This is a genomic window from Streptomyces sp. EDA2-14 (genome assembly GCF_054963755.1).
The window spans coordinates 69,700-91,822 of record NZ_JBUEGE010000025.1 but is presented as its reverse complement, the minus strand read 5'-3'; the positions used below and the strand labels follow the sequence as shown (position 1 = coordinate 91,822).

Sequence of the window (22,123 nt, the reverse complement as noted above, 5' to 3'; positions counted from 1 at the left end):
AAGGTGATTGAAAGGTAAACTATATTGGCGTGGACCGCCACTCCGTCGGCGGCCACGAACGAGGGAGGGCTCGACCATGAGCAGCAGCACAGCGACCACCACCGGCACACGCGACCGGCGCCGCGTCTTCGTCGACAAGCAGTCCCCGGACGCGTACCAGGCCTTCCGGCACGCCTCCGAGACGGTGCGCGCCACGGCCGCCGAGGCCGGCCTGGAGCCCGCCCTACTGGAGTTGATCAACATACGCGTGTCCCAGATCAACGGCTGCGCCTTCTGTCTCAACCTGCACACCCGCGCCGCCCTGCGCGACGGAGAGTCCCCGCTGCGCCTGGGCGTCCTGCCGGGGTGGCGGGACACGGACGTGTTCACCGACCGGGAGCGGGCGGCGCTCGCCTTGGCCGAGACGGTCACGCATCCGGACGACGCCCTCGCGCAGGAGTCGGCGTACGCCGCGGCCCGGGAGGTGTTCGACGACGCCGAGATCTCCGCCGCGATCTGGGCGTCGATCACCATCAACGCCTTCAACCGGGTCTCCATCCTCAGCAAGCACCCCGTGCGCCAGGCCGCCATGCCGAGCCCGGCGGTCCAGTGACCGCACCACCTCACTGCGCCAAACTACGCACACAACCCGAGCCACAACCGACAGCACACCGGTCAGCACACCGGACAGCACGACATGGAGGGCCCACGATGGCCATCGAGATCACCGACTCCCCCGACGAGAACCGCTACGAGGCGCGTGTCGACGGGCAGCACGCGGGATTCGCCGAGTACATGCGCACCAAGGAGAGCGGCCTGGTCGTCTTCACCCACACCGAGGTCGACCCGCAGTACAACGGGCAGGGCGTGGGCTCCGCGCTGGCCCGCGCCGCCCTGGACGCCGCGCGGGCGGACGGACTGAGGGTGCTCGCGGTGTGCCCGTTCATCTCCGGATGGATGGCCCGGCACCCCGACTACCAGGACCTCGCCTACCAGAGCCGCAGCAAGGTCGAGGACTGACCGTCACGCACGAACGGCCGTACGGTCCCGGCGGGTTGTGAGACCCACCCGGACCGCACGGTCCGTCCCTACTGCCACTGACGGTCCTCACGGCCCACGTCGGGGATCGGTCCGAGGATCGTCCACCCCGGCTCCAGGGAGCGGGTGCTCCGGAAGCCGCGGTCGTCCGCGTACGCCTCCACGTCCGTGTCCGCGGACGCGTGCATGATCGTGTAGCGCGGCGGATCGTCACCGTAGAAGCGGAAGAACGTACGCCCCTCGTCCTTCGACTGACGCACGACGACGTCGACGCCCCGCAGGTCCTCGTACGTCGCCCGGTCCCGCGCGGTCGTCGGCTTGCAGGAGTCGGCCGCCCGCCCCTCGTCGCGTACGCAGATCAGCGCCAGGCTCCAGCCGATCCGTTCGGCGTGCGGGTGGGCGGCCACCAGCTCGCGCATCCGGGCGTCGGCCTCCGAGAAGGCGGCCTGCCGGTGGTCGAACCGCGACTGGAGTGTGTCGAAGCGCCGCGTGTCGTACCCGCTGCCGAAATGCGTCTCCAGCACGCCGATGACGACGACCCGCCAGGCCAGGTAGAGCGCCGTCACGACGAGCAGTGCGACGAGCAGGACCCGGCCCGGCGGGAGCCGCCGTCGGCGGCGCTCCGCATCGAGGGCGTCAGAAGGAGCCACTGATGGGTACTTCGACATCCGCCACCGCGATCGGCGGGGCGTACTTCCCGTCGAACCGCTCATAGTGCTGCAGCGTAAACCAGTCGATGAAGCCGTAGTTGGTGACTTCGTCGTCCGGGTCGAGACCGAAGTGGTCGTAGGAGTGGAACAGCAGCTTGCCGGAGAAGGTGTTTCCGGTGACCTTGTAGTCCCTCAGCTCGATCGTGTGCCCGTGGAACTGGTGGATGGCGATGGAGAGCGCCCGCTGATTGGCATCGGTCAGGGAGAAGTCGTAGACCGGGTACTGCACGCCCTGGTTCTTGAACAGCTGGTACAGCAGGTTCTTGTTCAGGTCGTCCTCGACCTCGAACTGCTCCGTCACACCGTCGTTGTCCGTGATGTTCTGGACGATGATCTGCTTGGCCTTGTCGATGTAGCTCTGCTCCTGCGGTGATGCCGCGACCGCACGGGACAGGGCGCCGCCGGAGCCGACCTGCTGGAAGCGGGTGGGATCGTAGTCGTCGTCGACCGAGACGGAGCCCGCGCTCTCCCCGTTGTGGCCGTAGCGGAAGGCGTTGCGCAGATCGTCCACCGTCTGCTGGTTGTCGGTGTCCGCGCCGAGCTTGCCGAAGTTCATGATGTCGTTGAACTCCGCCCACATCAGGAACTCGGGCGTGATCGAGGCGTTCCAGAAGTCCCAGCTGAGGTCAGTCAACTCGTCCCAGTCGTAGTCGTTGAACGTCAGGTCGTCCGCCACCTGCCGGCTCGGCGGCACCTGGAAGTGGTCGGGGTCGGGCTCCTTGCGCCGGCCCTCCCGGTTCGCGGACTGGTGGATCAGCATGTTCACCTCGTCGGAGACGAGCGGGCGCCGGTCGGCGCCGTCGCGGGAGCCGTCGCCGTCCGTGTCGCGCTTCAGCGGATTCGAGGTCAGCTTGGCGTAGGTCGACTGCGCGGTGACGACCTGGACCTCCTTGCCGTCCTTGACCGAGTCACCGTCGGTGTCCGGGTTCCCGGGGTCCATCGCGCCCACCGGCACACCGTTGCCCCGGACGAGCTTCCCGGCCCGCATCTGCTGCTCGTCGTAGTCGCTGAGGCCGTCCTTGTCGGTGTCCTTCGACCGGTCGGCCGCCGGGGTGGAGCCCGTGCGGAGGGTGCGGTCCCACACCTTGTCGAAGACCCGGCTGTCGAGGACGGTGTACTTGGAGAAGCTGCTGGTGGTGGCCGTGATGGTGGCACCGTCGAGGTGCTGGTCCGGGAGCTTGACCAGTCGCTGGGACTTCTCGTCGTAGCCGTAGACGGCCGGCTCGAAGTCCGCCCCGGCGGCGTGCTTCGGGTCGACCTCGAAGGAGATCTTCGCCTCGTCGAACGCGCCGTCGACCGCGAAGGCATACCCGTTGCCCACGTAGCCCGGAGTGGACTTGGGGAACTGCCGCTGGTCGGCCGGCAGTTCGGTGACCGAGAACGTCGGCACCTGCTTGGCGCGCAGCCCCTTGATGGTGGCCGAGGCAGTGGTGGCGCCGCCGTCCGCCGACCGCGTCACGTCGAATGTGGACTCCGCGGCACGCGGGTCGGACCCGATCCGTGTCTCGTGGCCGTCCTGCACGCCGTCGCCGTCGGTGTCGGGGTTGGCCGGCCCGGTGTGCCGGGCCAGTTCCTTGCCGTCGTCCAGTCCGTCGCCGTCGGTGTCCGCCCGCACGGGCGAGGTCTTGAGCCCCACCTCGCGCTCGCTCGACACCTTGTCGCCGTCCGGGTCCTCCTTGCCGTCACGGACCCCGTCGCCGTCACTGTCCGCCTTCAACGGGTCGCTGCCGTTGCCCAGTTCGACGAAGTCGGCCAGGCCGTCGCCGTCCGTGTCCTTCTTCTTCGGGTCGAGCCCGGCGCGCTGCTCCATGTCGTCCGGGAGCCCGTCGCCGTCGGTGTCCTTCGTCGGCCGCGCCCCGTTCTTCGCGAAGCTCGTCCAGGCCGGGGCGTGTGCCGCGCCCCCGGCCTTCGCGCGGTACCAGAGGGTCGAGGTCGCGCCCGGCTCGATGTCCTTGTGCGCCGGGTCGCCCTGGATCGTGGTGCGCCCGCCCTGCTCGCCGTCCAGCTTCGCCGACCCGGTGGCCGTGATCGTGTCCGGCAATTCGAACGTCAGGGACCAGTCGGTGATCTCGCGCTTCGAGATGTTCTTGATCTGGAGCTGCGCGATGTACGAACCGTCGGCCGACTTCTCGCGCAGCTCCCGCGGCACCTTGCCCCACTGCGGATCGTCCGCAGCGAGCTGCCGGTAGGAGACGTCGACCGCGTTGTCCCGGTAGATGGTCTTCCCGGGAGGGGTGTCCTCGTCGTTGCCCGCGACCGCGGGTGCCGCGGTCCCGAGCAGGAGTAATAACGCGCTGAGTGGCATGGTGACGCGTCTGCGCATGGTGTTCCCCCATGTATCCAGACTTACCAGGCGTCGCGAAGCAGCCCCCGTTTCACGGCACTTCGCCGGTCGAACGGAGAAGCTAGCAGGGGACGGTGATGGCTTTCTGACCTAATCGAGGGGAAGTTGGGGAGACGCCCGAGAGGACCGTTAAGCTCCGTTTTCTGGAGTCCTGACTGCCTGGCAGGGCCCGGTTCGACCGTCATTCGGCAACGCGACGCGACCGCGGCGGGAGCGGGACGCGTCACCGCGCCCCTGACTCCGCCGCGTCACCGGCACCCTTGGGCGCCACGGACCACCTCTACTCCGGCTCGCTCACCCCGATCGCCGCCGTAGGACACATGGCCGCCGCCTCGCGCACGGCAGCATGGTGTTCGGGGTCGGGCTCGGTGGCCAGGAGTGTCACGATGCCGTCCTCGTCCCGCTGGTCGAAGACCTCCGGCGCGGACAGGACGCAGGCACCGGCGCCGCAGCACTTGTCCTGGTCGACGGTGAGTTTCACGATCCGTCTCCTCTGCAGATCTACGGGCTGTGCGCTACGAGACAGGGTCACCAGCTGACGGGGACTTCGCTCAGGCCGCCGACGAGGAGGCCCTCCGTCTTGCGCAGTTCGGCGGCGGGGACGTCGAGGCGCAGGGTCGGCACGCGGGCCAGGAGGACCTCCAGGACGACCTGGAGTTCGGTACGGGCAAGCGCCTGACCGAGGCAGGAGTGCGGCCCCACGCCGAAGGTGAGGTGGGGGTTGGGGGTGCGGGCGAGGTCCATGGCGTCGGCGCCGGTGAAGGTCCGCTCGTCGCGGTTGGCGGCCGGCATGCTGCACACGACCGTGCTGCCCGCCGGGACGACCTGACCGCCGATCTCCGCGTCCTCGCCGAGGTAACGGCGCAGCCCGAAGCCGAGGTTGCTGTCGAAGCGCAGCGACTCCTCGACGGCGGTGCGCACCAGCGAAGGGTCGGCCAGCAGTCGCTCCCAGCGGCCGCGGTCGGCGAGCAGCAGGGAGACCATCTTGCCGATGCTGTTGGCGGTGGTCTCGTGGCCGGCGACGAGCAGGCCCATGCCGGTGGAGACGAGTTCGTCGTCGCTCAGTCCGCCGCCCTCGACCTCGCTGCCCGCTCCCCCGGCCTCCTCGCTCTGCGTGATGAGCACGCTGAGGAGGTCGTCGGCCGGCGCGGCACGCTTGGCGGCGATGTGCGCGGACATGTAGGCGACGAACTCCTGCTGGGCGGTGCGGATTTCGTCGGCGCTGTAGCGGGTGACGCTGAGGAAGCTGTCGGACCAGCCGGAGAAGCGGTCCCGGTCCTGCGCGGGGACCCCGAGCAGATCGCAGATGACGTAGACGGGGAACGGGAAGCCGAGGCTTGCTCGCAGGTCGGCGGGGGCGCCGTCGGCGAGCATGGCGTCCACGAGGCCCTCGGCGAGGCGGGTCATGCCGGGGCGCAGGGCGGTCATCCGCTTGGCGGTGAAGTACCGGCCCACCAGGCGCCGCCAACGCTGGTGCGGTTCGCCCCGGTTGGGCGTCGCGATGGCGGAGCTTCCGGTGGCGGCGGCCCCGCCGGCACCTTCGGGCGCCATCCGCGCGGCGTTGTCCTGCTCGGTGGGGCGTACGAACCGGGGATCGGAGAGCAGACCGCGCACGTCGTCGTACCGGGTCAGGTAGACGGCCGTGTCACCGCTGGGCAGCGTGGCGTGGGCGACGGGGCACCGGGCGCGCAACTCCTCCCACACGGCGGGAGGTTCGAGCGGGGTGTCGCCGGACAGCGGCAGGCTGACGGGAGGTTGGACGTAGGTGTGGTCGGCCTGGTCGGTCGCCTGGTCGGTCATGGAGCGTTCTCCTCGTGGGGGTGGAGGCGGCTGGTGTCGGCAGGTGTCCACGGTGTCGAAAGGGCGGGCGCGGGGCGCCGCAACGCAAGAGTGCATCATGCACTCCATGTGCATCATGCACTTTCCATGTATGGCGCACAACAGCGCATGATGCTTCAATCGCGTACCAGGCAACGGCGGTTGAACAGGGGAGGACTGCGTGGACGCACGGCAGGCGGGCGGCCGCATCGAGCGCGAGCTGCTGATCCTGACCCGGCACCTGGAGATGACCTCCCCGCGCCGCGTCCGCCTCGACAACAACGCCCTCGACCGCAGCGCCTACGTCCTGCTCAGCCGCCTGGAGGCGCAGGGGCCGATGTCCGTCCCCGACCTCGTCGACGCCTTCGGCCTCACCCCCTCCACCCTCACCCGGCAGACGACGGCGCTGCTCCGCGACGGCCTCGTGGAGCGCACCCTCGACCCGGGCGGCAGCATCGCCCGGCAGTTCCGGATCACGGACGAGGGCCGCAAGCGGCTGCGCACCGACCGGGACGCCATCGCCACCGGCCTCACCGACGTCATCGGCGACTGGCCCGAGGACCGGCTCCTCCGCTTCGTCGAGGATCTCGAACGGTTCAACACCGACATCGAGGAGCGCACGGGCCGCCCCTGGCCCCGCTGAGCCCGACCCCCGGCTGACCTGCACGTCCGCGCCGGAGGGCGGCCGGGTCGCGGCGGGCGGGACGGGGCCACCCCCTCTTGTCGAACCATCCATTCCTGTGCGTAAGGTATGCCTCACCTATCCCTTGAATGTTTGATAACTGCTCCGGGGGCACCATGCTTCTCCGACGGCGCGGCACCGCCGCGGCCTCGATCGTTCTCGCCGGTCTGCTGTCCCTCACCGCCTGCGGCGGGTCCGGCGACGGCGCGGCGAGCGGCGGCAAGACCGCGGACGGCGGCAAGGACTCCAAGTCCGTCGCCCAGGGCGGCGAGGACTTCGGCGACGCCGCGAAGAAGACCGCCGCGATGGGCACCGACGCCAAGCCGGGCCAGTGGCCGCGCACCGTGAAGCACGCCATGGGCAGCACGGAGATCAAGCAGCAGCCCAAGCGTGTGGTGGTCCTGGACGTCGGCGAGCTGGACAACGTCGTGTCGCTCGGCATCAAGCCCGTCGGCCTCGCGCCGAGCGAGGGCTCGCCCGAGCTGCCGTCGTACCTCAAGGCGGACGCGGGCAGGCCGAAGAACGTCGGCACCATCAACAGCCTCAACCTCGAAGCCATCGCCGCGCTCAAGCCGGACCTGATCATCGGCAGCCAGCTGCGCGCCGCGAACTCCTACGACGAGCTGTCGCAGATCGCGCCGACCGTCTTCTCCATCCGCCCCGGCTTCACGTGGAAGGAGAACTACCTCCTCAACGCGGCCGCCCTGGACAAGACCGCGCAGGCCAAGAAGAACCTCGTCGCGTACGAGAAGCGGGCCGAGGACCTCGGGGCCGAACTGGGCGCCGACAAGCCGAGCGTGACGATGCTGCGCTTCATGCCCGAGGGCAAGATCCGCCTCTACGCGAACGACTCGTTCATCGGCACCATCCTCAAGGACGTCGGCATCCCGCGGCCGAAGAACCAGGACATCTCCGATCTGGCCGCGGAGGTCAGCGCCGAGAACATCGACCAGGCCGACGCCGACTACATCTTCACCGGCGTCTACGGAAAGCCGAACGCCACGGAGAAGTCCGCGGTCCAGAAGAACCCGCTGTGGAAGAACCTCAAGGCGGTCAAGGACGGCCACGCCTACGACGTCCCGGACGAGACCTGGTACCTGGGGCTCGGCACGATGGCGGCCGACGCGGTCCTCGACGATCTGGACAGTCACCTCACCAAGTAGCCGGTTCCGAAAGACAGCTGAAAGACCTCTGAAGGACCTCTGAAAGACAAGAGAGTGAGCGCGGCACATGGCGCGAGCGACCCGTCGTCGTATCGCCTGGCTGCTCGGATGTGCGGCGATGCTGCTGATCGCCGTCCTGCTGAGCCTGGCCGTCGGCAGCCGTCCCGTCGCACCGGGTGAGGTGGTGCGGGCGCTGGTGAACAACTCCACCAGCGCCGACGCCCAGTTGGTGCGCGCCCTGCGGGTGCCGCGCACCGTCATCGGCGTACTCGCCGGAGCGGCCCTCGGCGTCGCCGGGACGGTCATGCAGGGCATCACCCGCAACCCCATCGCCGAACCCGGCATCCTCGGTGTCAGCCAGGGTGCCTCGGCCGGTGTGGTGTGCGCGATCGCGTTCCTCGGTGTGCACAGCCTCACCGGGTACATCTGGTTCGCGTTCGCGGGTGCGGCGCTGGCCGCGGTGGCGGTGTACGCCGTCGCGGCCGGGGGCTACCGCGGGGCCTCGCCCGTCAAGCTGGCGCTGTCCGGCGCGGCGATGAACGCGTTCCTGGCCGCGATCGTCTCCGGGATCGTGACCACCGACGCGCACGCGCTGGACGAATTCCGGTTCTGGCAGATCGGCTCCATCAGCGGCCGGGACAGCGAAGTCATCGGCCAGATCTGGCCGTTCGTCCTCGTCGGCCTCGTACTGGTCGCGGTGGCGGCCCGTGGCCTGGACGCGCTCGCCCTCGGTGACGACGCCGCCCGCGGCCTCGGCCACAACGTGGGCCTGCTGCGCGTCCAGGGCGCGGTGGCGGCGACGGTGCTGACCGGTGCGGCGGTGGCCGCCGCCGGGCCGATCGCCTTCACCGGCCTCGCCGTTCCGCACATCGCGCGGGCCCTGGTCGGCACCGCGCACCGGTGGGTGCTGCCCGCCGCGGCGCTGCTCGGTCCCGTGATGATCCTGGCGTCGGACGTGCTCGGCCGCATCCTCTTCCCGCCCTCGGAGGTGCCGGTGGCCGTCATGACCGCGATCCTCGGCGTGCCGTTCCTCATCGTGCTGGTACGTCGCCGGGCGGTGGTCGCCGCATGAGCGGAACCACCACCGCCACGCCCGCCCGTCGGATCCGTCCGGCCGGACACACCGTGCTGCGACCGGGGCGCGGCAGCTTCCTGGTGCACCGCAGATCGGTGCTGGTCGCCCTCGCGCTCGCCGTGCTGCTGCTGGCGGCCGTCGTCGCGTACCTGTGTGTCGGCGAGGCCTTCGTCTCCCCCGCCGAGGTGGTCGACGTCCTGCTCGGCAGGCCGAGTCCGGACCAGCTCGTCGTCGGCACGCTGCGGCTGCCGCGCCTGACGGTCGGGCTGCTGGCCGGGCTCGCCTTCGGGATCGCGGGCGCCCTCGTGCAGACCGTCGCGCGCAATCCGCTGGCCAGCCCCGACATCATCGGCGTGACCCACGGCGCGGGCGCGGTGACCGTCGCGGCGATGAGCTTCGGCCTCGCCTCGTACACCGCGCTGCCGTACGTCTCGGTGGCGGGCGGCATCGGGGCGGCGCTGCTGGTGTACGTCTTCGCCTGGCGGCGCGGGATGCAGGCCTCGCGGTTCGTCCTCATCGGCATCGGCATCTCGGTGGCGCTCGGCTCGCTCACCCAGCTGTTCCTCACCAAGGGCGACGCGCTCGTCGCCCAGCAGGCGAAGGTGTGGCTGACCGGTTCGCTCAACAGCCGCGGCTACGACCAGGCGGCGCCGCTGGCCCTGGTGCTGGTCATCGCGATCCCGGCGGTCCTGTGGGCGGCCAGGGCGCAGCGTTCGGCGTCCTTCGACGACGACACGGCCACGGCGCTGGGCATCCGCCTGAACCGGATGCGGCTCGGCCTGACCGTGCTCGGCGTCGTGCTCGCCTCGATGGCGACGGGCGCCACCGGGCCCGTCGACTTCGTCGCCCTGCTCGCCCCGCAGATCGCCCGTCGGCTGACCCGTACCGCGCAGATCCCGCTGCTGTCCTCGGCGCTGACCGGGGCGCTCGTGGTCGTGGTCGCGGACCTGCTGGCCCGGCGCCTGTTCTCGCCGGTCGAACTCCCCGTCGGCGTCCTCACCGCAGCGGTGGGCGCCCCCTATCTGATGTGGCTGATCGCGCGCGGCCGCAGTCGTTCCGGAGGCACCAAATGAGCCCGACGAGCCGACTCACGGCCGAGTCCCTGACATTGGCGTACGAGGACCGCACCGTCGTCGACGGCCTCGACCTGGAGATTCCCGACGGCCGGGTCACCGTGATCGTCGGTCCCAACGCCTGCGGCAAGTCCACGCTGCTGCGCGCCCTGGGCCGGCTGCTGAAGCCGCGCGGCGGCACGGTGCTGCTCGACGGCGCCGAACTCGCCCGCATTCCCGGCCGCGACATCGCCCGGGCCATCGGCGTACTGCCGCAGAGCCCGACTCCGCCCGACGGCATCACGGTCGCCGACCTCGTGGCCCGCGGCCGTCAGCCGCACCAGAAGTGGTGGCAGCAGTGGTCCGAGGTCGACGAGCGCGCGGTCACGCAGGCCCTGGAACACACCAACACCACGGCCCTCGCCGAGCGTCCGGTGGACGAGCTGTCCGGCGGGCAGCGCCAGCGGGTGTGGATCGCCATGGCGCTCGCCCAGGAGACCGAACTGCTCCTGCTCGACGAGCCGACCACCTACCTCGACATCGCCCACCAGGTCGAGGTCCTGGACCTGGTGCGCCGCCTCAACCACGAGCGCGGCCGCACCGTCGTCGCCGTCCTCCACGACCTCAACCAGGCCGCCCGCTACGCCGACCACCTCGTCGCCATGAAGGACGGCCGCATCGTCGCGGAGGGCCCACCGGCCGACGTCATCACGGCGGACCTGGTCCACACCGTCTTCGGCCTGCACTCCGTAGTGGTCCCCGACCCGGTCACCGGCAGCCCTCTGGTGGTCCCCGGCGCCCCGTGGCAGTCCACGGAGCCCGAGAGACCCACCCCCGTGTCCGTCCCCGACCAGAACACCCCTACGAAGAATTAGACCGGGCGACGCTGAGGACCGAGCCCGTGTGCACCGACACGGTCGCGTGCCCGTGAACGGTCCCGGCGCGACGGCATCGCCCCTTCCCGCAGGTCACTTGTCCTGAAGCACCCGCGCCACCCGCGGCCCGAGCCAGCGCTTCAGGGAGCGCAGGGCCCGGGTGTGTTCGACCGCCTGGTCGACCCGGTAGTAGAGCTGGGGCGGGACGTACGGGAGCAGTGGGGAGTGGCGCTGGCCGAGCAGGGCGAACATCTGGTGCGGTTCCAGGTGGATGTAGCGCGTCAGGTTCTCGTACCAGTTCGCGCTGTGCCGGGCCGCGCTCTGCAGGGGCATCAGTTCGCGGCGGCGCTCCCGTTCGTAGCGCGCGAGTGCGGCCGGGAGCGGGTCGGGCTCGCGCAGGGCGCGGGCCAGCGCCATGGCGTCCTGCATCGCCAGGGTCGTGCCGGCGCCGATCGAGTAGTGCGTGGTGTGGGCGGCGTCGCCGAGCAGGACCAGGTTGTCGCGCGACCAGACGCGGTTGGTGACGGTGGGGAACCGCTGCCACTGCGAGGGGCCGTCGGTGTCGGTGCGGCCGATGAGCGGATGTCCTTGCAGGACGTCGTGGAAGAGGCCCTCGAGGAGTTTCAGGGCGTCGGAGCGCTCCATGGTGTCGAGTCCGAGTCCCGCCCAGGTGGCGGGCGAGCATTCGACGATGCAGGTGCTGTGCGTGCCGTCGAACCCGTAGGCGTAGCACCACAGCCACCCGTGGTCGGTCTCGACGAACGCGAAGGTGAAGGAGCGGAACACCCGTGTGGTGCCGAGCCAGATGAACCGGTTGTGCCCCAACGCCGTGCGCGTGCCGAAGTGTTGTGCGTGCCGGTCGCGCCAAGCGCTGCGCGCGCCGTCCGCCGCCACGATCACGTCGGCTTGGAGGCCGGAGTCGGGCTGTGGGGCCGTTCGGCCGAAGCGGACGTCGACGCCGAGCGAGTCCGCCCGTTCGGCGAGGATCTCCAGGAGGCGGTGGCGGCCGATCGCGAAGCCCTCGTCGCCGTGGTGGGTCGTGGTCCGGTCGCGGACGTGCGCCACGCCGTCGTTCCACCGGACCGAGTGCTCCTCGATGGCGCGCGCGGACACCTCGTCGTGCGCCGCGAGCAGGGCGAGCATGTCCGGCCAGTAGGTGACGCCCCAGCCGTACGTCGACCCCGCGGGGTTCTTCTCGTACACGGTGATGTCCTGGCCGCGGCCCTGCAGCTTCAGCAGGATGGCCAGGTACAGGGACGCGGGCCCTCCGCCGACGCAGACCACCTTCATGTTCGCTCTCCTATGCCGTCAGATTCTTGATCGGATACTGGGGTTGCCCGCCGGTCGCCGCCGAACGCCGGGCATCTGGTCACCTATTGAGACCTAATTCTCATCTTTTTCCGGATGTATCGGCGTATCGGCCGTGACCCTCTGTCGCGAGCGCCGTTGAATGAGCCGACGGCTGCGACCACGCGGCCGCACCTTGCAGAACAGAAGGAGAACGAGATGTCTCGCATCGGGAAGGCAGCCGCTGTTGCTGTCGGCACGGGCGCCGTGGTGCTCAGTGGCGCCGGTCTGGCCATGGCTGACGCGGGTGCCCAGGGTCTGGCGACCAACTCGCCGGGCGTCCTGTCGGGCAACCTGGTCCAGGTTCCGGTCCACGTCCCGGTCAACGTCTGCGGCAACACCGTGAACGTCATCGGTGCGCTCAACCCGGCCTTCGGCAACGCCTGCATGAACGGCGACCACGGTGACGGCGGCTACGGCGACGACGCCGGCTACGGCGGCTGACACTCGACTTGAGCCCTGACGTCGGCCCCCGGCACACCATGCCGGGGGCCGACGTATGTGCGGGCGGTCATGCGTACCGGTACAGCGACTTGTGGTCGAGCATGTCGCGCAGCGGGGTGTCCCACGGCGGCATGGTGTCTCCCAGTGCCAGTACGCGGCCGCGCTGCGCCTGGCCGAGCGCGGGCTCCTGCGCGGGCAGGTAGCGGTCGGCGTTCTCATGGCGCTGCCGCCACCGCGACCAGCACAGGTCGATGAAGGCGTGGTGGAGCCAGAAGACCGGGTCGTTCACCGAGGCGGCGCCGAGCATGTGTCCGCCCACCCAGCGGTGCACCGCGTTGTGGTTGAACCATGTGCGGTCGCCGCGCCGGACGGGCCAGCCCTCCAGTTTGTTGCGGAAGCCGCCGGGCGAGCGCGAGTTCCACGGCTCCACGTCGTACTCGGTCTCGTCCATCGCGGCGGCGAGGTCGCCCTTGCTCGGCAGGTCGACCGGGGCCTGCGGCCGCCCGAAGTCCCGCATCAGGAAGTCCCCGTCCGTCACGGCCGCCGCGATCTTCCAGTGCCCGTGCCGATACGCGAAGGGTCCCGCCGTCACCTGCCGGTCGGAGCGTCGGCCGTTGCCGCCCAGGAAGTCGTCGCCCCACAGGGAGACGGCCGGCGTGCGGTCCACGGTCCAGTCCCAGTAGGGAACCGTGACGCCCGAGTCCACCTTCTGCAGGGCCTTTTCGAATTCCAGCAGGAACTTGCGGTGCCAGGGGAAGAACGACGGCGTCATGTGCGCCACCCGCAGTTGGCCGTCGCCGTCCCCCACGTAGAAATCGATGTGCATGCGCACGAAGTCGTCGTAGCGGCCCGACCGCTTGATCGCGAGTACCGCGTCGACGAAGCGCCGCTTCTGCGCCTTCGTGAGCGTGCGCTGGTTCTGGCGTGTGTACACCATGGGCCTCACACCTCCCCTTCGTGGGCGCGCAGTTGCTGGTCGCCGAGCTCCGCGACGGCTCCCTTGGCCGCGGCGAGCGGGGTGGAGTAGCACGTGTAGTGGTCGACCATGCTCAGATACGCGCCGCCGGCCCGGCGCATGAGGTGCAACGGGCGCCCGTCGACGGTCACTTGCCACACGCCGTCCCCCTCCCCCGTGCCGGGCAGCAGCGTGCCGACGATCCGGCGGCCCAGATACGTTTCGTCGAACGCCTCCGGGCGGGCCCCCGGTTCGTCCCGCTCGAACGGACGGACCTGGAGGACGGCGGTGGTGCCGCAGGCGGCGCCGACCAGGATCAGCCCCGCACTGCGTCGGGTCAGGAGCGGTTTCGCCCTCGGCGGCCGTCCGGCCGCGGACGGCGCCGCGCCGCTCTCGGCGGCCTGCGCGCCGGCCAGGAACGCATAGGGGTTCACGACCATCTCCTTCTCGTCATTTCGGTGGCCCGCCCATCCAATTTCGGTGGCCCGCCCATCCAATTCGGGGCCGTTCCCTTTCACGGGCCGGAACGGGGAATGTGAATATCCGTTCGATCGCTGAAGTGCGCCACGGAGAGCCGTCGCAGGATGGGCGAGACGGTCACAACTCCAACATATCTGCGACTCAACCGAAAATCCCCATCTAACGCTTTCATGGAAAGTCTTCGCCAAGGCCTCCTCAAAACACGACGCAGACATGTCACGAGCGTCGTTCCACTTCAGTCGGGGCGAACGCTCGGCACATCAAAAACGCGTCATCACCTGCGAGGTTTCGCATCCGGTCGGGTGAATACCCGTTCCGTTGTTGACGCGTATCGCACAGCGCGGTCGCCCAATGGGCGAGAATTTCACAAGTCCAACACAGTGGTGTATTAAGTGAAGTCGCATCCCAGCTCCTTCACGACCACCCCGTTCGAGTCGACGTCCGCCACGGAGGTCGACGAGAAAAGTATGAATTTCTCGTCCATTCAGCTGGCGCCGCAGAGCGTCCACTCACCCCTGAAACGGAAGCGGGCCGTGCCAAACTCGAAAGTCTGTTTCCCGCGCCCCGGGGCAGCAGGGCGCCGGACCTCCGGCTTCCCTCCAAGTAGGGGGCGGCGCCGGTGACTTCTCCGTCCCTGCCGCCGCGCGTGCTCCATGTGGCTCAACCTTCCGACGGCGGAGTGGCACGTGTGGTCGCCGACCTCGTGCGCATGCAACAGGCCGCGGGAATGGCCGTGTCGGTGGCCTGCCCGGTCTCCGGCGGACTGCGGCACAGCGTGGCCGGCCTCGGCTGCCAGGTCCTGGAATGGGAGGCCCACAGGTCCCCGGCCAGGGGCCTGCCCGGCGAGGCGCGCCGGCTCGGCGCACTGGTGTCGCGGGTACGCCCCGATGTCATCCACGCCCACAGCGCCAAGGCGGGCCTGGTCACCCGGCTCGTCGTGCGCGGCCGTGTCCCCACCGTCTTCCAGCCGCACGCCTGGTCGTTCGAGGCCGTCGACGGGATCGAAGCACGGCTGGCGGTGCGTTGGGAGCGGTACGGAGCACGCTGGGCCTCCCGGCTGCTCTGCGTCAGCGGGGCCGAGCAACGCACGGGCCGGAGCCACGGGATCGAGGCGCAGTGGCGGCTCGTGCCCAACGGCGTGGACCTGGACCGCTTTTGCCCGCAAAGGCCGTCCCCCGCCCACACCGCGGGCGGGCCGCTCGTCGTGTGCGTGGGGCGGCTGTGCCGGCAGAAGGGCCAGGACGTCCTGCTCGCGGCGTGGCCGGAGGTCCGCCGCGCGGTGCCGGGCGCCCGCCTCGTCCTCGTGGGCGACGGACCGGACGCGGCGCGGCTGCGGGCCGCGGCTCCGGCCTCGGTCACCTTCACGGGCGCGGTCGACGATCCGGTCGGCTGGTACCGGGCCGCGGATCTGGTGGTGCTGCCGTCCCGGTGGGAGGGCATGGCGCTCGCGCCGCTGGAGGCCATGGCGTGCGGGAGCCCGGTGCTCGCCACGGACGTGGACGGCGCCCGCGAGAGCCTGCCGCCGCACCTGGCGTCCCGATGCCTGACCGCACCCGACGATCCCGCCGCCCTGGCAGGGGCGTTGGTGGATCTGCTGCGTGACGCCGAGGGCCTGCGCGCGATGGGCGACGCCGCCCTGCGGCACGTGCGCGCGCATCACGACGTCCGGCGCACCGCCGCTGCGGTCGCGGACGTGTACGGAGAACTTCTGGGGCTGGAGACCATCGAGTGCAGAGAGCCGATCGCGAAGTGAGCCGGGAAAGAACCGTCTCTTCGCCCGCCCGGCAGCCCGCCGCGGACGACACGGGCGCCACCGCCGTCGTCATCACCCAGCGGACCCCGGGCAGCACCGGGGCCGCCCCGCCCGGCGGCCCGCGTCGGGGCCCGTCCAGGGCGATCCTGTGCGCGACGGACGGTGCGGCCGCGCTGCTCGGCGCGGTCGTCCTCGCCCCGCTCGCGCACCACCCCCTGCTGCTGGGCGGGTTCGTCCTGCTCGTTCTCGTCCTGTTCGCGAGCGGCGGTCTCTACCGGCACGCCCACGAGCGGCACATGCTCGACGACTGCCCGGCGGTCGTCGGTCGCGTCGCGGCCGCGTGGTGCGTGCTCACGGCCGTCTGCGCGGCCCTGGCCCTGCTCCCGCGGATTCCGGGGCAGGACCTGCTCCTCGGCTGCGCGACCCAGGTCGTCCTCACCCTGCTGGGGCGGGGCGTCGTCCACTGGCGGCGTCGGGTCGCCCTGGTGCGGCGGCCGTGCACGGCCCTTCTGGTGGGGCCGCGGCCGGCCGCCTCACGCGTCGCCGCCGCACTGCAGCGGCACACGGCGAGCGGGGTCCGTGTCGTGGGCATCGCGGGCGACGACGCCGCGGAGCAACAGCGGCAGGACACCGCCGCGCCCGCTCCGCCGCTCCTGACGACCGTGGACGACATGCGGCGCGCGGTGATCCAGAACGGCGTGCGGCGGGCGCTCGTGCTGGGCAGCGCCGGCGCCCCGCAGCACCAGCCGTGGCTGCGCGCCCTGAGCGAACTGCACTGCGAGATCTGGGAGTTGGACCCGGACCCGTCGCCGTACGTCCCTCAGCTGCGCGAGTCGGTCCTGTATCTGGCGGGGTTCCGCTGCCGCCCCCTCGCGGGCCCGCACCTGCCGCTGCATCCCGGCAAGCGGGCCCTTGACGTGGCGGTCTCCGCGGCTCTGCTGGTGCTGGCCAGTCCGGTGCTGGCAGCGTGCGCCCTGTGGCTGCGCGTCACCCAGGGACCCGGTGTCGTCTTCCGGCAGGAGCGCATCGGCAAGGACGGCCGCCCGTTCACCCTGCTCAAGTTCCGCACGTACCGCCCCGCCGACGCGATCGAGTCGGCGACGCGCTGGAGTGTCGCGGGCGACCACCACATGCCGTGGTTCTGCCGCTTCCTGCGCCGCACCTCGCTCGACGAGCTGCTCCAGCTGTGGAACGTCTTCCGCGGCGACATGAGCCTGGTCGGCCCGCGGCCCGAACGACCCTACTTCGTGGGGCAGTTCAGCGAGGCCCACCCCGGCTACGGCGACCGGCACCGCATGCCGACCGGCATCACCGGGCTCGCCCAGGTCAACGGCTTGCGCGGCGACACGTCCATCGAGGACCGCTGCCGGTACGACAACGCGTACATCGCCGAGTGGTCGCTGTGGCGGGACATCACCCTCCTGCTGCGCACGGCCACCGAGTTCTTCCGGCCGACGGGGAGTTGACGACGTGACCGTTCTTCCCGCCGTCACCGGCCCGCGCACCAGCCCCCTGGCCGCCGGGCTGCGGCAAGTGCGCCGCGCCGGGCCCGTGCTCCCGGTCCTCCTTCTGGTCGCCATGCTCGCCCTGCCGCTGGGTGCGGGCGAGGGCGCGGGCGGCGGGGGCACCCCGGCCGACGCCGTCTCCGGGCTCGTCGTCGTCTTCTGCGCCGTACGGCTGGCGCGCCACCGGCAGCGCCCGCTGACCCGCACCGCGTGCGTCGTGCTGGGGCTGCCGCTCGTCGGCGTCGCGGTGGCCGCGCTCGCGGCGGACACGGCGGCGAACGCCCTGGAAGGAATGGCGCGTTACTACCAGATCCTGGTGCTCGTCCCGGCCGCCGTGCTGCTGCTCGTACGCGACCGCGACGACTTCCGGCTGGTCGCCTGGGCGCTGGTGGCGCTCGGCCTGTGGCAGGGGACGATCGGCGTCCATCAGTACCTGACCGGGACGGGCGCCTCGTACGCGGGAGAGGACATCCGGGCCGTCGGCACGTTCGGCGCCTCGGACGTGATGGGCATGTCCACCGTGGTCGCGTACGGGCTGGTGTGCGCCGTGGCGCTGGCCCTCGGCGGGGAGACGCCGCGCGTGCGGATCGCCGCCCGGGTCTGTGCGCTGGCGCTCGTCGTGCCGCTGGCGCTGTCCTTCAGCCGCGGGGCCTGGATCGCCACGGCCGTGGTCTGCGTGCTGCAGATCGTGCTCGGCGGACTGCGCCGCGCCGTCCGGCTGCTGGCCGTCGCGGTGGCCGCGGCGGTCGTCCTGGTGGGCGGATTCGGCGTGGGGACGTCGATGCTGGAGGAGCGCCTGAGCAGCATCACGCAGGTCACCGCGGCACCGGACCAGTCCGTCACCGACCGGTACACGATGTGGGCGGCGGCCATCGGCATGTGGCAGGAGCACCCGGCCACCGGGGTCGGGCTCAAGAACTTCCCCGCCTACCGCGACAGCCACGCCTCGATCGCCCTGTCCGCGGGCAGCGACGTGGCCGGTGCCGGAGCCGCGTACCACCGGCAACCGTTGCTGTCGCCGCACAACATGTACCTTCTCGTCCTCAGCGAGCAGGGGCTGCTCGGCCTGTGCGCCGTCGTGGGGTCCTGGGCGGCGCTGCTGGTGTGCGGTACGCGGCGGCTCGCCACCGCGCACCGCCGCGGTCGCGGCCTCGACTGCGCGCTCATCGCCTGCGGACTGCTCACCTGGCAGTTGATCGACTTCGCGTACGCGGACATCGGCGGCCCGTCCACGGTGCTCACCGCCGTCGTGCTCGGCCTGGCCGCCTGGTGGGCGCTGGCTCCGGCGGCGTCCCGGACGGCAGGCGGGCGATGAAGCGCACGCCGTCCGTCGGCCGGGCCAGGCCCCGGCTCTCCTCCGCGGTCCCGGCCCAGCAGTCGGCTCCGTACGACATCGGGCAGGACGGTGCCGGGCACCGCCCGTCCACCGCGTTCCTGGCCCGTGTCGCCCTGCTGACCGCCGGGCTCTCGGCCGCCGGGTCCCTCCTCGGACTCGTACGGGACCAGGCCCTGGCCCAGCTGTTCGGAGCGGGCAGTGCGACGGACGCCTTCCTGGTGGCGTGGACCGTGCCCGAAGTGGCGTCGACGCTGCTCATCGAGGACGGGCTCGCCTTCATGCTCGTTCCGGCGTTCAGTACCGCGATCGCCGCGCGCGCCGCCGCCGGACCGAACCGGCGGGCGCAGGACCCGGTGCGGGCCCTGGTGGCCGGATCGCTGCCCCGTCTCGCGCTGGCCTTCCTGGCGTGCGCCGCGCTGCTGATGGTCGGCGCGCGACCCCTGGTCGCGCTGCTCGCGCCCGGCCTGCCGGATCCGCAACTGGCCGTCGACTGCACACGGTTGACCGCGACCTGCGTGCTGACGTTCGGGCTCGCCGGGTACTGCAGCGCCGCACTGCGCGCCCACAGCAGCTACCTGCCGCCGGCCGCCATCTACGTCGCGTACAACACGGGCATCATCGCCACCCTGCTGGTGCTGGCCGACCGCTGGGGCGTGCGCGCCGCGGCGGCCGGCGTCGCCGTGGGCGGCTGTCTCATGGTGCTCGTGCAGGCGCCGTCGCTGCGGCGGCGGCTGCGGAGCACGCCGTCGCAGGCCGTGGCGGACGCGGCGGACGCGAAGGCGCCGGAGCGGCAGTCGATGAACCTGGCGCTGGTCGCCGCCGTGCTGCTCTTCGCGCTGTGCCGGCAGGCCCAGGTCTTCATCGAACGCTTCCTCGCCTCGTCCCTGCCGTCCGGGGCCATCTCCGAGCTCAACTACGCGCAGAAGGTCGCGCAGTTGCCGATGGTGCTGTCGCTGATGCTGTGCACCGTCACCTTCCCCGTCGTGGCGAAGGCCCTGGCGCGGGGAGACATCGAACAGGCGCGGGACCGCGTCGAGCGCGACATCGCGCTCGCGGCCTGCGTCGTCCTGTCCGGCGCGGCCGTCGTGTTCGCCTGCGCCCCGCAGATCATCCAACTCCTCTTCCAGCACGGCGCGTTCACGGCCGAGGACACCGCTTCCACCGCGGCCGTCATGCGGGTCTACTCCCTCGGCCTGCTCGGCCACTGCCTGGTGGGGGTGCTCGTCCGCTCCTACTTCTCCGCCGGCCGACCGACCTGGTACCCGCTGGCGTCCATGGCCGTCGGCATGACGCTCACGGCCGCCGTCGGGGCATGGGCGGTCGGTGTCCGGGGGGTCGGTGGCATCGCCGCGGCCAACGCGCTGGGCATCACGGTCACCGCCGTCCTGCTCCTGGCAGCGATGAACCGGCGCAGTGTGCCCGTACGGATGCCCGTGGTGCTGCTCGAACTCGCCAAGACGCTGCTCGCGGCGGTGGCCGCCACGGCCGCGGGGCTGGTGTGCGCCGCCCGCATCGAGCAGCCACTGGGCTCCCTCGCCGTCGGCTGCCTGGCCGTCGGAGCCGTGTTCGGCCTCCTGCTGTGGGCCCTGAGGGTCCAGGCGTTCGTGCCCGCCGTCCGCATCGCGACCAGAAAGCTGCGCCATGTCCGTTGAATCAGCGTTCCAGGCCACCTGCGGCGCCCGCCCGCGGGGCCTGCTGCCCGGCAGGGCTCCCTGGGTGGCCATGTACCACTCCGTGGACGACTGCACCGACGACCCGTACAACGTCACCGTCAGCCCGGAGCGCCTGCAGCAGCAGCTGAGCTGGCTGCGCTCGCGCGGCCTGCGCGGGGTCAGCGTCGCGGAGCTCCTCGACGCCCGCAGGCGCGGAGCCGGGCGCGGCCTCGTCGGGCTGACCTTCGACGACGGCTACGGGGACTTCGTCGAGAACGCCCTGCCGCTGCTGAGGCACTACGGGTGCACGGCCACCGTGTTCGTCCTGGTCGGCCGGCTCGGCGGGGACAACGCGTGGGACGCCGAAGGGCCTCGCAAGCCGCTGCTGACCGCGCAGGGGATCAGGGCGGCCGCGGCGGCCGGCATGGAGATCGGCTCGCACGGCCTCATGCACGTCGACCTCACCCGCGTCGACGAGACGGAGCTCCGCGCCGAGATCCAGCGGAGCAGGGCGCAGCTCGCCGAACTCACCGGCCGTACGGTGCACGGCTTCTGCTACCCGTACGGAAGCGTCGACCCGCGGACGGTGGAAGCGGTCCGCCGCGCGGGCTACCGCTACGGCTGCGCCGTCTCCCCCGGCCCGCTGGCCGGCATCCACGCCCTGCCCCGCGTGTTCGTCGGGCAGCGCGACGCCCCGTGGCGCCTCGAACTCAAGCGCCGGATCCACCCGGGCCGAAGACGTGCCTGGCGGGTCGGGGAGAGTGTCCAGTGAAGGCCCTGCACGTGATCACCGGCCTGGGCGCCGGTGGTGCGGAACAGCAACTGCGCCTGCTCGTACGGCATCTGCCGGGCACCCACGACGTGCTGACCCTGACCAATCCGGGGCAGGTCGCCGACGGGCTGCGCCGTGATGGCGTGCGCGTCGCCCACCTCGGCATGGCGGGCAACCGGGACGCGCGGGCGCTGCCCCGCCTGGTCCGGTTCATCAGGGACGGGCGCTACGACCTCGTCCACACCCACCTCTACCGGGCCTGCCTGTACGGCCGCGTCGCGGCGCGGATGGCGGGCGTGCGGGCGGTGGTGGCCACGGAGCACTCGCTGGGCGACGGCCAGATCGAGGGGCGCGCGCTGACCTCCGGCGTGCGCGGCCTGTATCTGGCGGGCGAGCGGCTGGGCAGGGCGACGATCGCCGTCTCGCCCGCGGTGGCCGAGCGGCTGCGCCGCTGGGGCGTGGCGCACCACCGGGTGCACGTCGTCCCGAACGGCGTCGATGTCGCCCGCTTCGCCTTCGACGCCTCGGCCCGCGCCGCGACGCGTCGCGAAATCGGCCTGCCCGCCGACGCGTTCGTGATCGGCGGCGTCGGGCGGCTGGTCCCGGGCAAGCGGTTCGACGTACTGATCGACGCACTGCGCGGACTCCCCGGCGACGTACGCCTGCTGCTCGTCGGCACGGGGCCCGAGGAGCAGTCCCTGCGGCAGGCGGCGCGCCGGGGCGACGTGCTCGACCGGGTCGTCTTCGCCGGGGAGCGCCTGCACACGGTCACCGGGCCCTCCGGCGCGGCGGTCGACCTGCCGGCCCTGATGTCCGCGATGGACGTGCTGGCCTCCCCGTCCACCGACGAGGCCTTCGGCCTGGCCGTGATCGAGGCGCAGGCCGGCGGGCTGCCCGTGCTCTACGTCAGCTGCCCGGCGCTCGACGACCTGCCCGCGGGGACCGGGGCCCGCGCCGTCCGGCTGCCCTGCGCCCCGACCGCGTTCGCCCGCGAAGTCCGGGCCCTCCGCACCGAAACAGCGAGCACCAGGCCGCCGACGCAGGCCGCCCTCCACTACAGCATCGCCCGCAGCGCCGCCCTGCACCACGAGGTGTACGCGACGGCCCTCGGCGCACCGACATCAGCACCTCAGGAGCAATGAC

General features: G+C 71.5%; 21 protein-coding genes. 14 read left to right on the top strand and 7 right to left on the bottom strand.

All coding sequences use genetic code 11. The annotated features are described in order from the left end of the window. Nucleotides 1-76: 76 nt before the first annotated feature. Together ACY34M_RS37615 and ACY34M_RS37610 are read left to right on the top strand one after the other, a co-directional pair. Nucleotides 77-592, top strand: coding sequence for a carboxymuconolactone decarboxylase family protein (locus ACY34M_RS37615; protein ID WP_462722769.1), 516 nt, complete (start codon nucleotides 77-79; stop codon nucleotides 590-592). 98 nt (nucleotides 593-690) lie between these two features. After that, the gene (locus ACY34M_RS37610; protein ID WP_462722770.1) at nucleotides 691-999 is read left to right on the top strand and encodes a GNAT family N-acetyltransferase; all 309 of its coding nucleotides are present in this window, start codon (nucleotides 691-693) and stop codon (nucleotides 997-999) included. A 68-nt stretch (nucleotides 1,000-1,067) separates the two neighbouring features. Here ACY34M_RS37610 and ACY34M_RS37605 read toward each other — a convergent pair whose 3' ends face one another. The 4 genes from ACY34M_RS37605 to ACY34M_RS37590 form a co-directional block, all read right to left on the bottom strand. After that, nucleotides 1,068-1,667, bottom strand: a complete 600-nt coding sequence (locus tag ACY34M_RS37605; RefSeq protein ID WP_462722771.1) for a hypothetical protein — start codon at nucleotides 1,665-1,667, stop codon at nucleotides 1,068-1,070. Then, nucleotides 1,654-4,050, bottom strand: coding sequence for a DUF3289 family protein (locus ACY34M_RS37600; RefSeq protein WP_462722772.1), 2,397 nt, complete (start codon nucleotides 4,048-4,050; stop codon nucleotides 1,654-1,656). Before ACY34M_RS37600 ends, ACY34M_RS37605 begins: the two co-directional genes overlap by 14 nt. A 301-nt stretch (nucleotides 4,051-4,351) precedes the next feature. After that, nucleotides 4,352-4,552 (bottom strand): ferredoxin, encoded by a 201-nt coding sequence (locus ACY34M_RS37595; RefSeq protein ID WP_462722773.1) that lies wholly within the window; start codon nucleotides 4,550-4,552, stop codon nucleotides 4,352-4,354. 47 nt (nucleotides 4,553-4,599) lie between these two features. Continuing rightward, nucleotides 4,600-5,871 (bottom strand): cytochrome P450, encoded by a 1,272-nt coding sequence (locus ACY34M_RS37590; protein ID WP_462722774.1) that lies wholly within the window; start codon nucleotides 5,869-5,871, stop codon nucleotides 4,600-4,602. A gap of 199 nt (nucleotides 5,872-6,070) precedes the next feature. On the opposite strand from ACY34M_RS37590, the gene ACY34M_RS37585 reads away from it, so the two are divergent. The 5 genes from ACY34M_RS37585 to ACY34M_RS37565 all read left to right on the top strand — a co-directional run bounded on the left by ACY34M_RS37585 (nucleotide 6,071) and on the right by ACY34M_RS37565 (nucleotide 10,736). After that, nucleotides 6,071-6,532: a MarR family winged helix-turn-helix transcriptional regulator gene (locus ACY34M_RS37585; protein ID WP_462722775.1), complete on the top strand. Its 462-nt coding sequence runs from the start codon at nucleotides 6,071-6,073 to the stop codon at nucleotides 6,530-6,532. A gap of 155 nt (nucleotides 6,533-6,687) precedes the next feature. Then, nucleotides 6,688-7,734: an ABC transporter substrate-binding protein gene (locus ACY34M_RS37580; RefSeq protein WP_462722776.1), complete on the top strand. Its 1,047-nt coding sequence runs from the start codon at nucleotides 6,688-6,690 to the stop codon at nucleotides 7,732-7,734. 67 nt (nucleotides 7,735-7,801) lie between these two features. Beyond that, nucleotides 7,802-8,806, top strand: coding sequence for a FecCD family ABC transporter permease (locus ACY34M_RS37575; protein ID WP_462722777.1), 1,005 nt, complete (start codon nucleotides 7,802-7,804; stop codon nucleotides 8,804-8,806). Continuing rightward, nucleotides 8,803-9,882: a FecCD family ABC transporter permease gene (locus tag ACY34M_RS37570; protein ID WP_462722778.1), complete on the top strand. Its 1,080-nt coding sequence runs from the start codon at nucleotides 8,803-8,805 to the stop codon at nucleotides 9,880-9,882. The genes ACY34M_RS37575 and ACY34M_RS37570 overlap by 4 nt, the downstream gene beginning before the upstream one ends. Continuing rightward, the gene (locus ACY34M_RS37565) at nucleotides 9,879-10,736 is read left to right on the top strand and encodes an ABC transporter ATP-binding protein (RefSeq protein ID WP_462722779.1); all 858 of its coding nucleotides are present in this window, start codon (nucleotides 9,879-9,881) and stop codon (nucleotides 10,734-10,736) included. The genes ACY34M_RS37570 and ACY34M_RS37565 overlap by 4 nt, the downstream gene beginning before the upstream one ends. Nucleotides 10,737-10,829: 93 nt before the next feature. Here ACY34M_RS37565 and ACY34M_RS37560 read toward each other — a convergent pair whose 3' ends face one another. Next, on the bottom strand, nucleotides 10,830-12,026 hold the full coding sequence (locus ACY34M_RS37560; RefSeq protein WP_462722780.1) for an FAD-dependent monooxygenase: 1,197 nt from the start codon (nucleotides 12,024-12,026) through the stop codon (nucleotides 10,830-10,832). 216 nt (nucleotides 12,027-12,242) lie between these two features. Between ACY34M_RS37560 and ACY34M_RS37555 the strand changes: the two genes are divergently transcribed. Beyond that, nucleotides 12,243-12,527: a chaplin gene (locus ACY34M_RS37555; protein ID WP_462722781.1), complete on the top strand. Its 285-nt coding sequence runs from the start codon at nucleotides 12,243-12,245 to the stop codon at nucleotides 12,525-12,527. A 67-nt stretch (nucleotides 12,528-12,594) separates the two neighbouring features. Here ACY34M_RS37555 and ACY34M_RS37550 read toward each other — a convergent pair whose 3' ends face one another. After that, nucleotides 12,595-13,464, bottom strand: a complete 870-nt coding sequence (locus tag ACY34M_RS37550) for a tyrosinase family protein (RefSeq protein ID WP_462722782.1) — start codon at nucleotides 13,462-13,464, stop codon at nucleotides 12,595-12,597. A 5-nt stretch (nucleotides 13,465-13,469) separates the two neighbouring features. Then, nucleotides 13,470-13,916 carry a tyrosinase family oxidase copper chaperone gene (locus ACY34M_RS37545; protein WP_462722783.1) on the bottom strand — a complete coding sequence of 149 codons (447 nt, stop codon included), beginning with the start codon at nucleotides 13,914-13,916 and terminating at the stop codon, nucleotides 13,470-13,472. A gap of 665 nt (nucleotides 13,917-14,581) precedes the next feature. On the opposite strand from ACY34M_RS37545, the gene ACY34M_RS37540 reads away from it, so the two are divergent. From ACY34M_RS37540 to ACY34M_RS37515, 6 genes are read left to right on the top strand one after another with little or no spacing between them, the layout of a single operon-like run. Next, nucleotides 14,582-15,715 (top strand): glycosyltransferase family 4 protein, encoded by a 1,134-nt coding sequence (locus ACY34M_RS37540; RefSeq protein ID WP_462722784.1) that lies wholly within the window; start codon nucleotides 14,582-14,584, stop codon nucleotides 15,713-15,715. Continuing rightward, nucleotides 15,712-17,181 carry a sugar transferase gene (locus tag ACY34M_RS37535; protein WP_462722785.1) on the top strand — a complete coding sequence of 490 codons (1,470 nt, stop codon included), beginning with the start codon at nucleotides 15,712-15,714 and terminating at the stop codon, nucleotides 17,179-17,181. The genes ACY34M_RS37540 and ACY34M_RS37535 overlap by 4 nt, the downstream gene beginning before the upstream one ends. A 4-nt stretch (nucleotides 17,182-17,185) precedes the next feature. Further along, a complete protein-coding gene (locus ACY34M_RS37530; protein WP_462722786.1) occupies nucleotides 17,186-18,535 on the top strand; it encodes an O-antigen ligase family protein in 1,350 nt (449 codons plus the stop codon). Continuing rightward, a complete protein-coding gene (murJ, locus tag ACY34M_RS37525) occupies nucleotides 18,532-20,208 on the top strand; it encodes a murein biosynthesis integral membrane protein MurJ (RefSeq protein ID WP_462722787.1) in 1,677 nt (558 codons plus the stop codon). The genes ACY34M_RS37530 and murJ overlap by 4 nt, the downstream gene beginning before the upstream one ends. Then, nucleotides 20,198-20,980, top strand: a complete 783-nt coding sequence (locus tag ACY34M_RS37520) for a polysaccharide deacetylase family protein (protein WP_462722788.1) — start codon at nucleotides 20,198-20,200, stop codon at nucleotides 20,978-20,980. Before murJ ends, ACY34M_RS37520 begins: the two co-directional genes overlap by 11 nt. Then, complete coding sequence (locus ACY34M_RS37515; RefSeq protein WP_462722789.1) at nucleotides 20,977-22,122, top strand: glycosyltransferase; 1,146 nt, start codon at nucleotides 20,977-20,979, stop codon at nucleotides 22,120-22,122. Before ACY34M_RS37520 ends, ACY34M_RS37515 begins: the two co-directional genes overlap by 4 nt. The last annotated feature ends 1 nt before the right edge of the window (nucleotide 22,123 follow it).

What these genes read in the sequence shown, in the direction of transcription:
- ACY34M_RS37615 (WP_462722769.1), top strand. Translation starts at nt 77, where the DNA reads ATGAGCAGCAGCACAGCGACCACCACCGGCACACGCGACCGGCGCCGC.
- ACY34M_RS37610 (WP_462722770.1), top strand. Translation starts at nt 691, where the DNA reads ATGGCCATCGAGATCACCGACTCCCCCGACGAGAACCGCTACGAGGCG.
- ACY34M_RS37600 (WP_462722772.1), bottom strand. Translation starts at nt 4,050, where the DNA reads ATGCGCAGACGCGTCACCATGCCACTCAGCGCGTTATTACTCCTGCTC.
- ACY34M_RS37590 (WP_462722774.1), bottom strand. Translation starts at nt 5,871, where the DNA reads ATGACCGACCAGGCGACCGACCAGGCCGACCACACCTACGTCCAACCT.
- ACY34M_RS37580 (WP_462722776.1), top strand. Translation starts at nt 6,688, where the DNA reads ATGCTTCTCCGACGGCGCGGCACCGCCGCGGCCTCGATCGTTCTCGCC.
- ACY34M_RS37575 (WP_462722777.1), top strand. Translation starts at nt 7,802, where the DNA reads ATGGCGCGAGCGACCCGTCGTCGTATCGCCTGGCTGCTCGGATGTGCG.
- ACY34M_RS37570 (WP_462722778.1), top strand. Translation starts at nt 8,803, where the DNA reads ATGAGCGGAACCACCACCGCCACGCCCGCCCGTCGGATCCGTCCGGCC.
- ACY34M_RS37565 (WP_462722779.1), top strand. Translation starts at nt 9,879, where the DNA reads ATGAGCCCGACGAGCCGACTCACGGCCGAGTCCCTGACATTGGCGTAC.
- ACY34M_RS37560 (WP_462722780.1), bottom strand. Translation starts at nt 12,026, where the DNA reads ATGAAGGTGGTCTGCGTCGGCGGAGGGCCCGCGTCCCTGTACCTGGCC.
- ACY34M_RS37555 (WP_462722781.1), top strand. Translation starts at nt 12,243, where the DNA reads ATGTCTCGCATCGGGAAGGCAGCCGCTGTTGCTGTCGGCACGGGCGCC.
- ACY34M_RS37550 (WP_462722782.1), bottom strand. Translation starts at nt 13,464, where the DNA reads ATGGTGTACACACGCCAGAACCAGCGCACGCTCACGAAGGCGCAGAAG.
- murJ (WP_462722787.1), top strand. Translation starts at nt 18,532, where the DNA reads ATGAAGCGCACGCCGTCCGTCGGCCGGGCCAGGCCCCGGCTCTCCTCC.
- ACY34M_RS37520 (WP_462722788.1), top strand. Translation starts at nt 20,198, where the DNA reads ATGTCCGTTGAATCAGCGTTCCAGGCCACCTGCGGCGCCCGCCCGCGG.